The organism is Kitasatospora fiedleri (genome assembly GCF_948472415.1).
GTDB lineage: Bacteria > Actinomycetota > Actinomycetes > Streptomycetales > Streptomycetaceae > Kitasatospora > Kitasatospora fiedleri.
The window spans coordinates 2927583-2941198 of the sequence record NZ_OX419519.1 but is presented as its reverse complement, the minus strand read 5'-3'; the positions used below and the strand labels follow the sequence as shown (position 1 = coordinate 2941198).

At 71.4% G+C, this 13616-nt stretch carries 12 protein-coding genes and 1 rRNA gene; 9 read left to right on the top strand and 4 right to left on the bottom strand.

Annotation, left to right across the window (positions count from 1 at the left end; all coding sequences use genetic code 11):
• Positions 1-12: 12 nt before the first annotated feature.
• Positions 13-459: a metallopeptidase family protein gene (locus QMQ26_RS13550; RefSeq protein ID WP_100838009.1), complete on the bottom strand. Its 447-nt coding sequence runs from the start codon at positions 457-459 to the stop codon at positions 13-15.
• A 34-nt stretch (positions 460-493) separates the two neighbouring features.
• Here QMQ26_RS13550 and QMQ26_RS13545 point away from each other — a divergent pair, with 34 nt between their 5' ends.
• The 6 genes from QMQ26_RS13545 to ahcY all read left to right on the top strand — a co-directional run bounded on the left by QMQ26_RS13545 (position 494) and on the right by ahcY (position 6656).
• Positions 494-952: a DUF3499 domain-containing protein gene (locus QMQ26_RS13545; RefSeq protein WP_100838010.1), complete on the top strand. Its 459-nt coding sequence runs from the start codon at positions 494-496 to the stop codon at positions 950-952.
• A gap of 112 nt (positions 953-1064) precedes the next feature.
• A complete protein-coding gene (locus QMQ26_RS13540) occupies positions 1065-2453 on the top strand; it encodes a phosphomannomutase/phosphoglucomutase (RefSeq protein ID WP_100838011.1) in 1389 nt (462 codons plus the stop codon).
• A 141-nt stretch (positions 2454-2594) separates the two neighbouring features.
• The gene (locus QMQ26_RS13535; protein ID WP_030461914.1) at positions 2595-2777 is read left to right on the top strand and encodes a Trm112 family protein; all 183 of its coding nucleotides are present in this window, start codon (positions 2595-2597) and stop codon (positions 2775-2777) included.
• A 34-nt stretch (positions 2778-2811) separates the two neighbouring features.
• Positions 2812-3978, top strand: coding sequence for an SIS domain-containing protein (locus QMQ26_RS13530; RefSeq protein WP_100838012.1), 1167 nt, complete (start codon positions 2812-2814; stop codon positions 3976-3978).
• A 67-nt stretch (positions 3979-4045) separates the two neighbouring features.
• On the top strand, positions 4046-5020 hold the full coding sequence (locus QMQ26_RS13525) for a cation diffusion facilitator family transporter (RefSeq protein ID WP_100838013.1): 975 nt from the start codon (positions 4046-4048) through the stop codon (positions 5018-5020).
• 187 nt (positions 5021-5207) lie between these two features.
• Positions 5208-6656, top strand: a complete 1449-nt coding sequence (gene ahcY / locus QMQ26_RS13520; protein ID WP_100838014.1) for an adenosylhomocysteinase — start codon at positions 5208-5210, stop codon at positions 6654-6656.
• Positions 6657-6722: 66 nt separating this feature from the next.
• On the opposite strand, the gene QMQ26_RS13515 is transcribed toward ahcY, so the two are convergent.
• Together QMQ26_RS13515 and QMQ26_RS13510 are read right to left on the bottom strand one after the other, a co-directional pair.
• Positions 6723-7847 (bottom strand): hypothetical protein, encoded by a 1125-nt coding sequence (locus QMQ26_RS13515; RefSeq protein ID WP_282205857.1) that lies wholly within the window; start codon positions 7845-7847, stop codon positions 6723-6725.
• Complete coding sequence (locus QMQ26_RS13510; RefSeq protein WP_100838016.1) at positions 7844-8356, bottom strand: SigE family RNA polymerase sigma factor; 513 nt, start codon at positions 8354-8356, stop codon at positions 7844-7846. Before QMQ26_RS13510 ends, QMQ26_RS13515 begins: the two co-directional genes overlap by 4 nt.
• A gap of 108 nt (positions 8357-8464) precedes the next feature.
• On the opposite strand from QMQ26_RS13510, the gene QMQ26_RS13505 reads away from it, so the two are divergent.
• The gene (locus tag QMQ26_RS13505; protein ID WP_282205856.1) at positions 8465-9097 is read left to right on the top strand and encodes a hypothetical protein; all 633 of its coding nucleotides are present in this window, start codon (positions 8465-8467) and stop codon (positions 9095-9097) included.
• Between the two features lie 43 nt (positions 9098-9140).
• Here QMQ26_RS13505 and QMQ26_RS13500 read toward each other — a convergent pair whose 3' ends face one another.
• Positions 9141-10139, bottom strand: a complete 999-nt coding sequence (locus QMQ26_RS13500) for an RDD family protein (RefSeq protein ID WP_282205855.1) — start codon at positions 10137-10139, stop codon at positions 9141-9143.
• 239 nt (positions 10140-10378) lie between these two features.
• On the opposite strand from QMQ26_RS13500, the gene QMQ26_RS13495 reads away from it, so the two are divergent.
• Positions 10379-11383, top strand: coding sequence for a stage II sporulation protein M (locus tag QMQ26_RS13495; RefSeq protein WP_282205854.1), 1005 nt, complete (start codon positions 10379-10381; stop codon positions 11381-11383).
• Positions 11384-11930: 547 nt separating this feature from the next.
• Positions 11931-13447: ribosomal RNA gene (locus tag QMQ26_RS13490) — 16S ribosomal RNA — on the top strand.
• The last annotated feature ends 169 nt before the right edge of the window (positions 13448-13616 follow it).

Here is a 13616-nt window from a genome sequence, read left to right as displayed (position 1 = left end):
CGCCCGGGGGCCCTACTCCTCGCCGTAGCGCGGATCGATCGCGTCGGGGGAGAGCCCGAGCAGCTCCGCGACCTGCTCGATCAGGATCTCGTGGACCAGCGCCGCCCGGTCCTCCTTGGACTTGGCCCGGATCTCCACCGGCCGCCGGTAGACCATGATCCGGCTGCGCCGCCCCGCCGCGCCCGGAACCGCCCGGCCCAGCGGCACGGTGTCGGGCTCCGGCTCGCCCTTGGCGGGCAGCGGGACCTCCAGCACGGCGAACTCCACGTCCTCCAGCTGGGGCCAGCGCCGCACCAGGCGCTCCATCGACTCCCGGACGTAGTCGTCGAAGAGCTCGGAGCGGGTCAGCGAGATGGGCACCTGCGGCGGGGCCAGCGGCCCGCGCATGCCGCGGCCGTGCCGGTCGCGGTGCTTGCGGCGGCCGGAACCGGGCGGGGACGGGGGCGTCGAGCTGTCCATAGCAGTGTCGAGCGTAGTCCCTGGATGCCCGGAAGTGGACCACTCCAGCACGGCGCGTAACGGCGAGCGGACACGCGAGCCGGGGGCGGGTCTTCGCGGGCCGGTCCCACTTGCGGTACCGTCCACCCTCGTGAGCTCTGTACGTCGTTGTTCGCGCACCGCGTGCGGCCGTCCGGCCGTGGCGACGCTGACGTACGTCTACGCGGACTCCACCGCGGTGCTCGGCCCGCTGGCGACCTACGCGGAACCGCACTGCTACGACCTGTGCGCCGAGCACGCCGAGCGCCTGACCGCCCCCCGCGGCTGGGACGTGGTTCGCCTGGCCGGCGACACCGGCCCGCTGCGGCGCAGCAGCGACGACCTGGAGGCGCTGGCCAACGCGGTCCGCGAGGCGGCCCGCCCGCAGGAGCGCACGCCGCGTCAGGGACCGCCCCCCGAGGGCGAGTCGGGCCGCCGCGGCCACCTGCGGGTGCTGCGCTCCCCGGAGAGCTGACCCGGCGCGTCGCGGCGGCTCCACCGGGGCCCGGTACGCTGCCCCTCTGCGGCTCGGACAGGCTGGCGCCGGTGCCGTCCGCAGCACGACGCGGCACACACACGGGAGCATTCTGGTGCGGGACCTCAAGCAGCTTGTGAAGGCGTACGACGTCCGGGGCGTCGTGCCGGACCAGTGGGACGAGTCGCTGGCGCACGCCTTCGGCGCCGCCTTCGTCGAGGTGGTCGGCGGCAGCGCGGTGGTCGTGGGCCACGACATGCGGCCGTCCTCGCCCGCGCTGTCCCGGGCGTTCGCCGAGGGCGCGGCCTCCCGCGGCGCCGACGTGGTGGAGATCGGGCTCTGCTCCACCGACCAGCTGTACTACGCCAGCGGCAGCCTGGACCTGCCCGGCGCGATGTTCACCGCCTCGCACAACCCGGCCCGGTACAACGGCATCAAGCTGTGCCGCGCGGGCGCCGCCCCGGTCGGCCAGGACACCGGCCTGTCGGAGATCCGCGAGCTGGTCGAGTCCTGGCTGGACGAGGACGGCAAGGTGCACGTCCCGGCCTCCGACGCCGCCGTCGGCGCGCTGTCCGCCCGGGAGACCCTGGGCGGCTACGCCGAGCACCTGCGCAAGCTGGTCGACCTGACCGCGATCCGCCCGCTCAAGGTCGCGGTGGACGCCGGCAACGGCATGGGCGGCCACACCGTGCCCACCGTCCTCGACGGCCTGCCGCTGGAGGTCGTCCCGATGTACTTCGAGCTGGACGGCACCTTCCCGAACCACGAGGCCAACCCGCTCGACCCGGCCAACCTGGTCGACCTCCAGGCCAAGGTCCGCGAGGTCGGCGCCGACCTCGGCCTGGCCTTCGACGGCGACGCCGACCGCTGCTTCGTCATCGACGAGAACGGCGACCCGGTCTCCCCGTCCGCGATCACCGCCCTGGTCGCCGAGCGCGAGATCGCCCGCGCCCAGGCCGGCGGCGAGGCCCACCCGACCGTCATCCACAACCTGATCACCTCCTGGACGGTGCCCGAGGTGGTCCGCGACCTGGGCGGCGTCCCGGTCCGCACCCGGGTCGGCCACTCCTTCATCAAGCAGGAGATGGCCGTCACCGACGCCGTCTTCGGCGGCGAGCACTCCGCGCACTACTACTTCCGCGACTTCTGGCGCGCCGACACCGGCATGCTGGCCGCCCTGCACGTGCTGGCCGCGCTCGGCGGGCAGGACGGCCCGCTCTCCGCGCTCACCGCCCAGTACGAGCGGTACGCCGCCTCCGGCGAGATCAACTCCACCGTCGCCGACCAGGCCGCCGTCACCGCCAAGGTGCGCGCCGCCTACGCCGGCCTGCCGGGCGTCACCACCGACGAACTGGACGGCCTGACCGTGGCCGGCCCGGACTGGTGGTTCAACCTGCGCGCCTCCAACACCGAGCCGCTGCTGCGCCTGAACGCCGAGGCCGAGGACCCGGCGAAGATGGCCGAACTGCGCGACGGCGTGCTGGCCATCGTCCGCGGCTGACCCGGGGCGGTCCCCGCCCCCCGTCAGCCCGCCGCTGACTTTTCGGGTGCCCCGGCCGGTAGGGTTGCCACCGGCCGGGGTACTGCTGTGTCACCGGCTTCCCGTACCGCCGTCCTTCCCGAGCCCCGGAGTCCGACCGCCATGAGCCTGCCGTCCTTCCTGCTGGAGATCCTGGTCTGCCCGGAGTGCCGCTCCCCGCTCGACGAGGAGACCGAGGGCGAGGTGCACGAGCTGCGCTGCACCGGCGAGGGCTGCGGCCTGGTCTACCCGGTGCGCGACGGCATCCCGGTCCTGCTGGTGGACGAGGCCCGCCGCCCGTCCTGACCCCTGCCCCGCCAGCCGTTGGAGGCCAGCCGCCATGTTCGACGACTCCCTGCTGGACGACCCGGCCGCCGTGCAGCGCGCCGACCGCCGACGCGAACTGCTGGCCCTGGCCGGGGCGGGCGCCCGGATAAGGATCGCCCTGCGCCGGGCCGACGCCGCCGGCGTGAACACGCTGAACCCGGACGGACGGCCCCGCGCGGTGCTGGTCGCCGGGCACGGCGGGGTGCTGACCGCGGCCGGCGTGCTCGCGGCGCTGGCCCTGCCCAGCTGCCAGGTGTGGCCGCTGCCGCCCGCCGACGCCCGCCCCGGCGGGTACGCCTTCACCGACGGCGAGACCTGGCAACTCCCGGGCTGGGCCAACGCGTTGGATCTGATCGTGGTGGCCAGCGCGGGCGGCCGCGAGGGCGGCCTGATCAACCTGGCCGAGCAGGCGTACGCCCGCGGCTGCGCGATCGCGGTGATCGCCCCCGAGGGCTCCGAACTGTTCGAGGCGGCGCTCCAGGTGCGCGCCCTGCCGCTGCCGTTCGAGCCCAGCGCGGTGGAGCCGGACGGCACCGACGCCGAACCCGACCTCCCGGCCGAGGACCCGGCCGCGCTCTGGGCCTTCCTGGCCCCGCTGCTCACCCTGGCCGACCGGATCGGCGCCGCCCAGCTCGCCCCCGGCTCGCTGGAGGCCGCCGCCGACCGCCTCGACGAGGTCGCGGTGCGCTGCCGCCCCGACGCCCAGTCGTACGACAACCCGGCGAAGTCCCTGGCCGCCCGGCTCGCCGAGACCGTCCCGCTGCTGTGGTCCGAGGGCGCCCCGGCCGCCGCCGCGGGGGAGCGGTTCGCGGCGGCCCTGGCCGACCGGGCCGGACTCCCCGCGCTGGCCGCCCGCCTCCCGCAGGCGCTGACCGCCCACCGCGGCATGTTCACCGGCCGGCTCGGCGCCGGGGCCGACCCGGACGACTTCTTCCGCGACCGGGTCGACGAGCCGGTGCCGCTCCAGCTCCAGGTGCTGATGCTCCGCCACACCCCCGGCGTGGCCGAACTGGAGCAGCCCGGCTGGCCGGTGGCCCGGGCCCGCCGCCTGGCCGCCGCCCACGAGGTGCGGTGCACCGAGCACGCCTCCAGCCTGGAGGACCCGGTGCAGGCGCTGGCCGAACTGATCGGCCTGACCGACTTCGCCGCGGTCTACCTGGGCCTGGCCACCCGGGGCTGACACGGTATCGTCCCTTCGTCAGTCAAGGCCCGGCAAAGCCCCGGGCCCTCGCGGAGGGATGTACGGGTTGAGCACCGAAGGCGGCACCAAGGCACTGGTCGCGGCACTGGCCGCGAACCTGGGGATCGCGGTCAGCAAGTTCGTGGCGTTCGCGTTCTCCGGTTCGTCCTCGATGCTCGCCGAGGGCGTGCACTCGGTCGCCGACTCCGGCAACCAGGTGCTGCTGCTGATCGGCGGCAAGCGCTCCCGGCGGGCCGCCACCGAGGAGCACCCCTTCGGCTACGGCCGCGAGCGGTACGTGTACGGCTTCCTGGTCTCGATCGTGCTGTTCAGCCTCGGCGGCATGTTCGCGATCTACGAGGGCTACGAGAAGATCGCCCACCCGCACGAGCTGGAGAACTGGTACTGGCCGGTCGGCGTGCTGGTCTTCGCCATCCTGCTGGAGGGCTACTCCTTCCTCACCGCCTACCGGGAGGCGTCGAAGGACAAGGGCAGCCACGGCTGGTCCGCCTACATCCGCCGGGCCAAGGCCCCCGAGCTGCCGGTCGTCCTGCTGGAGGACTCCGGCGCGCTGGTCGGCCTGGTGCTGGCGCTGCTCGGCGTCGGCCTGACCACCCTCACCGGGGACGCGGTCTGGGACGGCATCGGCACCCTGTGCATCGGCCTGCTGCTGGTGGTCATCGCGCTGGTGCTGGCGCTGGAGACCAAGTCGCTGCTGATCGGCGAGTCCGCGGCCGCCGAGGTGGTCACCCAGATCCGCGCGGCGCTGGTCGACCACGACACCGTCACCTCGGTGATCCACATGCGCACCCTGCACGTCGGCCCCGAGGAACTGCTGGTCGCCGCCAAGATCGGCGTCAACGCCGAGGACAGCGCCGCGGTGGTCGCCGAGGCGATCGACCACGCCGAGGCCCGGGTCCGCAGGGCCGTCCCGATCGCCCGCGCGATCTACCTGGAGCCCGACATCTACTCCGAGGAGAAGGCCCTGGCGGGCCCCGACGCTGACGCGACTCCGGGCGGACCGGGCCCGAACGCCCACTGAGCCGCGCCCGATCGGTGTAGATTCGTCAGCAGTGCCAAACGTCGCTGCTGATGGCGGTCGATCGGAGCGGGGCTCCGGTCGAGGGAGAGAGGTCCTCCGACGGATTGTGCCGCAGCAGAGGGTCGCTCCCGCGCGCCCTCTGCCGCTCAGCACACCCGTAACCAGGCCCACCCCACGAGGAGTTCGCATGTCGAACCAGCCCACCGGCGACTTCAAGGTCGCCGATCTCTCCCTGGCGCCGTTCGGTCGCAAGGAGATCCAGCTCGCCGAGCACGAGATGCCGGGTCTGATGTCGATCCGCGCCGAGTACGCCGCCTCGCAGCCGCTCGCCGGGGCCCGGATCACCGGCTCGCTGCACATGACGGTGCAGACCGCGGTGCTGATCGAGACCCTGACCGCGCTGGGCGCCGAGGTGCGCTGGTGCTCGTGCAACATCTTCTCCACCCAGGACCACGCCGCCGCCGCGATCGCGGTCGGCCCCGAGGGCACCCCCGAGGACCCGAAGGGCGTCCCGGTGTTCGCGTGGAAGGGCGAGACCCTGGAGGAGTACTGGTGGTGCACCGAGCAGGCGCTGACCTGGCCGGACGGGCAGACCCCGAACATGATCCTGGACGACGGCGGTGACGCCACCCTCCTGATCCACAAGGGCGTCGAGTTCGAGAAGGCGGGCGCCGCGCCGTCGCCCGACACCGCGGACAACGACGAGTTCCGGATCATCCTGGAGCTGCTGAACCGCACCCTGGTCGAGTCCCCGCAGAAGTGGACCGAGGTCGCCGCCACGATCAAGGGCGTCACCGAGGAGACCACCACCGGCGTGCACCGCCTGTACGAGATGCACCGGGACGGCAAGCTGCTGTTCCCGGCGATCAACGTCAACGACTCCGTCACCAAGTCGAAGTTCGACAACAAGTACGGCTGCCGGCACTCGCTGATCGACGGCATCAACCGCGCCACCGACGTCCTGATCGGCGGCAAGGTCGCCGTCGTCTGCGGCTACGGCGACGTCGGCAAGGGCTGCGCCGAGTCGCTGCGCGGCCAGGGCGCCCGCGTCATCGTCACCGAGATCGACCCGATCTGCGCGCTCCAGGCGGCGATGGACGGCTACCAGGTCACCACCCTGGACGACGTGGTGGGGATCGCGGACATCTTCGTCACCACGACGGGCAACAAGGACATCATCATGGCTTCGCACATGGAGCGGATGAAGCACCAGGCCATCGTCGGCAACATCGGCCACTTCGACAACGAGATCGACATGGCCGGCCTGGCCAAGCTCCCCGGCGTGGTCAAGACCGAGGTGAAGCCGCAGGTCCACGAGTGGCGCAAGGCCGACGGCAAGACGATCATCGTGCTCTCCGAGGGCCGCCTGCTCAACCTCGGCAACGCGACCGGCCACCCGTCGTTCGTGATGTCCAACTCCTTCGCGAACCAGACCATCGCGCAGATCGAGCTGTTCACCAAGCCCGAGCAGTACCCGGTCGGCGTGTACGTGCTGCCCAAGCACCTGGACGAGAAGGTCGCCCGTCTCCACCTCGACGCCCTCGGCGTCAAGCTGACCACCCTGAGCCAGGACCAGGCCGACTACATCGGCGTCCCGGTCGAGGGCCCGTACAAGTCCGAGCAGTACCGCTACTGACACCACCACGCGCCGGTGCCCGGCACCCCCACCCCGGGGTGCCGGGCACCGGCGCGTTCCGGGCCGCTACGGCAGCACGTCCACCGACCAGGTGCCCTCGTCGGTGCCCCGCGACACCACCCGGGCCAGCCAGACCGGCAACGCGGCCTCCGGGCCCGACCCCGGCTGTACCTCCTGCACGCACCGGCGCACCCCGCCGCCGGGCGAGCACGCCGCCGGGTCCGGCATCGGCACCTCGGACCCGTCCGGCACCGGCTCGCCGGAGGACTGTGACCCCGGTGGCGCGTACGAGCTCCCCTCGCCCGCCTCCACCGACACCGTGACGTAGTGCGAGCCGTTCTGCTGGAAGCCCACCTCGGCCCGCCACGCCGCACCGTCGTGCGTCGACCGGTGCAGCGACGCACGGGTGACCACCGTGTCGGTCGGCAGCGTGGACAGCGCCAGCGGCATCGGCGGCGCGTACCGCCCCACCACCACCCCCGTCGCGATCCGCAGCGGCACCGACTGCCGGTCCGCCTCCGACAGGCCCGCGCTCTCCAGCTGGTACCAGATCCCGTCCGCGCCGCGGAAGCGCAGCACGTCCATCGCCGCAGCGAAGGCCGGGTCGCTCGACGACACCCAGTACGCCTCCTGCCCGTTCACCGCCGGTGCCGCGATCCGCAACCCGTCCCCCGACCCGATCAGCGGGTCCACGTCCGGCGTCACCCCCTCCGGGAACGCCGTCAGCAGGAACTGGCCCCAGCTGCCGCCGCCCGTCGCCGAGCCGATCACGGCGACCACGTCCGAACCCCCCGGCCCCGAGCGGTACTCCACCGCCGTCACCGCGTCCGGCAGCCAGCCGAACCTGGCCGGCACCGTCAGCACGGTCCGCCCCGTCACCGGCGCCGCCGAGCCCACGCCGGACGGCAGCGGGGCGACCGGACGGTCGGTCGAGGCGGGCGACTCCGTCGGCAGGACGGTCGGGATTCCGGCCGGACCGGGCCCGCTCCCGCTCCCCAGCACCGCGAACGACCCCACCGACAGCAGCACCGCCGCGGCCGCCGCCACCGCCGTCCAGGTCCGCCGCCGACGCACCGCCCGACCCCGCAGCACCGCCAGCGCCGGGTCCACCCGCGACGGCGGCGCCGACCGCTCCTCCACCGTCACGTACCGCGCCATCCGCGCGGACAGTTCCTCCCCGTCCCCGCTCATGCCTCGGACCTCCCCACCGGACGCAGCACCGCGGAACGCCGCAGCGACTCCAGCGCCCGCGAACTCTGACTCTTCACGTTGCCGCTGGAACACCCCAGCTCGGCCGCGGTCTGCTCGACCGTGAGATCGCAGTAGTAGCGCAGCACCACCGTCGCCCGCTGCCGCGGCGGCAGCGCCGCCAACGCCTCCCGCAGGTCCAGCGACACCGCCAGGTCGGGGCCCGGCGACGGCGCCCCCTCCGGCAGCCGCGCCGCCGTCCTGGTCCGCCGCCACCACGCCGTCCGCTGCTCCGCCAGGAAGGTGTTCACCAGCACCGTCCGCGCGTAGCCGTCCCGGTTCTCCGCCCGGCTCGCCCGGCCCCAGTGGGTGTACAGCTTGGTGATGCTCTCCTGCACCAGGTCGTCCGCACGGTGCCAGTCCGCGCACAGCAGGTACGCGACCTTCCGCAGCCAGACCGCCCTGGACGCCACGAACGCGGTGAACTCCTCGTCCCGCGCCAGCTCCGCCATCCCGGCAGCCCCTCCTCCCCATGACCGGTGACACGGCCGCGCCACCGCCCCCCCTGATGCGGCCCGCCCCGGCAAAGGTTGCACACCGGATTACGTAGGCTTCCCCCCATGCCGAACGGCCGCTACTCCCTCCACGACCCGCACGACGGAACCCCGCTCGGCGAGGAACGCTTCCAGTGCGCCCCCGGCCCGGCCGGCTGGCGCTACGTCGCCAAGCGCTACCGCCCCGACGGCACCGTCCAGGGCACCACCGACCTCACCCTGGACGCCCGGCACCGCCCGATCCGGCTCGAACTCCGCTCCGGCGGCTGGCAGGTCCGCGGCGGCGCGCTGGACGGCGTGCACTGGGTCCGCGCCGCCGCCTCCGGCACCGCCCCCGGCGAGGCCGTCGAGGGCGAGGACCGGGCGCACGCCTTCACCGGCGACTCCCCAGCCTTCCTGGTCGCCACCGCCCGGCTGCTCGCCCTCGACCCCGGCGGCAGCGCCCGCATCCGCCTGGTCTCCTTCACCGGCGACGCCCTCGCCCCCCGCACCTTCGACCAGGGCTGGCAGCTCCACTCCGTCCAGGACCACCCCACCGACAGCGGGCCGCTCCCCGTCGAGCACTACCGGGTCACCGACCTCGACACCGGCGAGATCCGCGACCTCCACCTCACCGGGGACGTCCTGCTCGGCGCCCCCGGCATCGAGCTCGAAGAACTCGACTCCCCACCCAACCCGCGCCGCCCGCTCGGGGCCTGAGCCCACCGGGGCGGTCGGGTACGAGCTCAGGCCGGGTACGAGCTCAGGCCGGGGGCGCGAACCCGGTGCCCGGAGCGGGCTCGGCCGGCGCGGCGGGTGCGGGCGGAGCGGCCGGCGCGGCGGGTGCGGTAGACGGGACGGGCGCGGCAGGTGTGACGGGCGCGGTGGGCGGGACGGGCGCGGGCTTCCCGAACTCCACCGGCGGCGCCGGCTGCACCGGTGCGGCCCCGTACCCCGTCGGCACCGGGTGACCGACCTGCGCCGGGTAGGCCGCGAACGCCGCGGCCGACGCCCGCTCCCACTCCCGGCGCTGCCGCTCCATCGACACCGCGCCCAGGTACACCAGCGACGGCAGCCCCGCCGGCACCGGCCACCCCGTCCGCTGCGCCATCTCCGCGGCCAGCCGGTCGCCCAGCCCGGCCGCCACCGGCTGGTCCAACTCGTGCATCCGGCCCAGCACCTGACGCGACGACAGCCACAGCCGGTCCGGCACCGCCGACAGGTCCAGCGCCACCAGGTCCGCGCCCAGCGCGTGCATCACCTGCGGCGGCACCGGCGGCACCGAGCCCTGGTCCCGGGCGCTCTGCGGCAGCCGCTCGCGGACCACCATCGTCCCGCCGAAGATGTCGCCGAGCCGGCGCCCCTGCACCGAGATCAGCGCGGACAGCACCGCGGGCAGCGCGAACAGCCCGAAGTCGATCACCCCGACCAGCCCCCGCACCAGCGCGTGCCGGAACCGGATCGGTCCGCCGTCCGTCCGCACCACCCGCAGCCCCAGCGTGACCTTCCCCAGCGACCGCCCGTGCGACAGCGTCTCGACCAGCACCGGCAGCAGCACCGTGCAGAACACGAGCAGCGAGATCTGGAACGCCACCGCGGCGGCCGTCTCCAGGTCGGAGAGCCCCAGCATCAGGCCCACGCTCAGGACGAAGTACGCCATGACGTACAGGACCCAGTCCAGCAGCCGGGCCAGGGCCCGCGACGGCAGCTGCGCCGTCCGCAGCCCCAGGACGACCGCCTCGCCGGTCACCAGTTCGCTCACGCCATCCACCCGCTCCGCTCCACGGCCCGCCGGCGACCCGCGTCGCGCGATCCGACCCCCTCGATCAACAGCGGCAAACATAAGGCCGCCCGCCCCCCACAGGTAACCCCGGGCCGACGCTTCCGGGACGCCCCGCCACACCGCCCGCCCGCTCTGGCAAGCTAAGCCCCGCAACCAGCCCGGCCGCACACCCACCAGTGCCCGCCGTCCGCCCCACCGCGCCCCCGGAGAAAGCCGCCATGGACCTGGACGTCTTCGTCGCCGCCCACCAGGCGGAATGGCACCGGCTGGAGGTCCTCAGCGGTCGCCGCCGGCTCACCGGCGAGGAGTCCGACGAGCTGATCACCCTCTACCAGCGCGCCACCAGCCACCTCGCCCAGGTCCAGGCCGCCGCCCCGCACCCCGGCATCGAGGGCCGGCTCACCACCCTGGTCGTCCGCGGCCGCAACGCCGTCGCCGGCGCCCGCGCCTCCTCCTGGCGCGACGCCGCCCACTACTTCACCGCCGGCTTCCCCTCTATCCTCTACCGCGCCCGCCGCTGGTGGCTCACCGTCGCGGCGGTCTCCTTCCTGCTGAGCGCGGTGATCGCCTGGTGGACCGGCACCCACCCCGAGATCATCAAGTCCCTGCTGACCCCCGAGCAGTACGAGCAGCTCACCAAGCCCGGCGGCGAGTTCGAGACCTACTACACCGAGCACCCCTCGGCGAACTTCGCCGCCCAGGTGTGGACCAACAACGCCTGGGTCGCCGCCCAGTGCCTGATCTCGGCCGTCCTGCTCGGCCTCCCGGTCCTGTACATCCTGCTGGTCAACGTCCTCAACCTCGGCACCGGCATCGGCACCATGGCCTCCGCCGACCACCTCCAGCTCTTCCTCGGCCTGCTCATCCCGCACGGGCTGCTCGAAATCACCGCCATCTTCGTCGCCGGCGCCCTCAGCCTCCGCCTCGGCTGGACCGTCATCGACCCCGGCCCCCGCACCCGCACCGTGGCCCTCGCCGAAGAGGGCCGCGCGGTCATCGGCTCCGTCATCGGCCTCGCCGCCGTCCTCATGGTGACCGGCTTCATCGAGGGCTTCGTCACCGGCTCCGCCCTCCCCAGCTGGCTCCGCATCGGGATCGGCCTCGCCGTCGAAGCGCTCTTCCTCGTCTACGCCCTGGTCCTCGGCAAGCGCGCCGCCCTGGCCGGCGAGACCGGCGACGTCGAAGCCGCCGACCGCGCCGACCACCAGCCGATGGTCGGCTGACCGCCACGGCGTGGCGTGGTCACGGACGTCCAGCCAAACCTGGTAGCCTGATGATCAACCCGGCGGGACCATTGACGTGATCCCCATGGGCTAGTAGGTTTGAACGGTTGGGAGGGACTGGACATACAGTCCGCCCGAGCGTAGTGTCTATGACACGGCCGAAGCGAGGCAGCGCGTCCGCGAGGATGCTGGCCCGGTTCCGGCAAAACCCCGAAGCTGAGCAGTGCAGAGCTTTTGATAAGGTCTGCAGCGAAGTCGAAGGAATTCCCACTCCAGCGGGAATGGAAATCAGAGCGAAAAACCTCTGGTAAGCTGGAAACACGAAAGAACGAAGCGCCCGGAGGGTCCGCAGGAATGCGGCTCGAAGGAAGCGTTCGTTCCTTGAGAACTCAACAGCGTGCCAAAAGTCAACGCCAGATATGTTGACATCCCCGGCCTCGACTCTGTTCGGGGTTGGAGATTCCTTTTGAAGTAAAACACTAGCGAGGACGCAGTGCGCGGGGCCGCCCTATTCCGGTGGTTGCCGTGCCGCTCTTTCGTGGAAGCATTCACGGAGAGTTTGATCCTGGCTCAGGACGAACGCTGGCGGCGTGCTTAACACATGCAAGTCGAACGGTGAAGCCCTTCGGGGTGGATCAGTGGCGAACGGGTGAGTAACACGTGGGGAATCTGCCCTGAACTCTGGGACAAGCCTTGGAAACGAGGTCTAATACCGGATACGACCTTCTCCTGCATGGGGGTTGGTGGAAAGCTCCGGCGGTTCAGGATGATCCCGCGGCCTATCAGCTTGTTGGTGGGGTAATGGCCTACCAAGGCGACGACGGGTAGCCGGCCTGAGAGGGCGACCGGCCACACTGGGACTGAGACACGGCCCAGACTCCTACGGGAGGCAGCAGTGGGGAATATTGCACAATGGGCGGAAGCCTGATGCAGCGACGCCGCGTGAGGGATGACGGCCTTCGGGTTGTAAACCTCTTTCAGCAGGGAAGAAGCGCAAGTGACGGTACCTGCAGAAGAAGCACCGGCTAACTACGTGCCAGCAGCCGCGGTAATACGTAGGGTGCGAGCGTTGTCCGGAATTATTGGGCGTAAAGAGCTCGTAGGCGGCCTGTCGCGTCGGATGTGAAAGCCCGGGGCTTAACCCCGGGTCTGCATTCGATACGGGCAGGCTGGAGTGTGGTAGGGGAGATCGGAATTCCTGGTGTAGCGGTGAAATGCGCAGATATCAGGAGGAACACCGGTGGCGAAGGCGGATCTCTGGGCCATTACTGACGCTGAGGAGCGAAAGCGTGGGGAGCGAACAGGATTAGATACCCTGGTAGTCCACGCCGTAAACGTTGGGAACTAGGTGTTGGCGACATTCCACGTCGTCGGTGCCGCAGCTAACGCATTAAGTTCCCCGCCTGGGGAGTACGGCCGCAAGGCTAAAACTCAAAGGAATTGACGGGGGCCCGCACAAGCAGCGGAGCATGTGGCTTAATTCGACGCAACGCGAAGAACCTTACCAAGGCTTGACATACACCGGAAACGTCCAGAGATGGGCGCCCCCTTGTGGTCGGTGTACAGGTGGTGCATGGTTGTCGTCAGCTCGTGTCGTGAGATGTTGGGTTAAGTCCCGCAACGAGCGCAACCCTTGTTCTGTGTTGCCAGCGAGTAATGTCGGGGACTCACAGGAGACTGCCGGGGTCAACTCGGAGGAAGGTGGGGACGACGTCAAATCATCATGCCCCTTATGTCTTGGGCTGCACACGTGCTACAATGGCCGGTACAAAGGGCTGCGATGCCGCGAGGCGGAGCGAATCCCAAAAAGCCGGTCTCAGTTCGGATTGGGGTCTGCAACTCGACCCCATGAAGTTGGAGTTGCTAGTAATCGCAGATCAGCATGCTGCGGTGAATACGTTCCCGGGCCTTGTACACACCGCCCGTCACGTCACGAAAGTCGGTAACACCCGAAGCCGGTGGCCTAACCCGCAAGGGGAGGAGCCGTCGAAGGTGGGACCAGCGATTGGGACGAAGTCGTAACAAGGTAGCCGTACCGGAAGGTGCGGCTGGATCACCTCCTTTCTAAGGAGCACATAGCCGCTTGCGAGCGCATGTCTCGCACGGTTGCTCATGGGTGGAACGTTGACTATTCGGCACGATGGACGAGACGAGCGGTAGTACTGCTTCGGCGTGGAAAACGCATCGTCAGGTCATCGTGTCGGGCACGTTGTTGGGTCCTGAGGGAACGGCT

Excerpts from the sequence above, each read along its gene's own strand:
- QMQ26_RS13550 (WP_100838009.1), bottom strand. The coding sequence starts at position 459 with ATGGACAGCTCGACGCCCCCGTCCCCGCCCGGTTCCGGCCGCCGCAAG.
- QMQ26_RS13535 (WP_030461914.1), top strand. The coding sequence starts at position 2,595 with ATGAGCCTGCCGTCCTTCCTGCTGGAGATCCTGGTCTGCCCGGAGTGC.
- QMQ26_RS13530 (WP_100838012.1), top strand. The coding sequence starts at position 2,812 with ATGTTCGACGACTCCCTGCTGGACGACCCGGCCGCCGTGCAGCGCGCC.
- ahcY (WP_100838014.1), top strand. The coding sequence starts at position 5,208 with ATGTCGAACCAGCCCACCGGCGACTTCAAGGTCGCCGATCTCTCCCTG.
- QMQ26_RS13515 (WP_282205857.1), bottom strand. The coding sequence starts at position 7,847 with ATGAGCGGGGACGGGGAGGAACTGTCCGCGCGGATGGCGCGGTACGTG.
- QMQ26_RS13510 (WP_100838016.1), bottom strand. The coding sequence starts at position 8,356 with ATGGCGGAGCTGGCGCGGGACGAGGAGTTCACCGCGTTCGTGGCGTCC.
- QMQ26_RS13505 (WP_282205856.1), top strand. The coding sequence starts at position 8,465 with ATGCCGAACGGCCGCTACTCCCTCCACGACCCGCACGACGGAACCCCG.
- QMQ26_RS13495 (WP_282205854.1), top strand. The coding sequence starts at position 10,379 with ATGGACCTGGACGTCTTCGTCGCCGCCCACCAGGCGGAATGGCACCGG.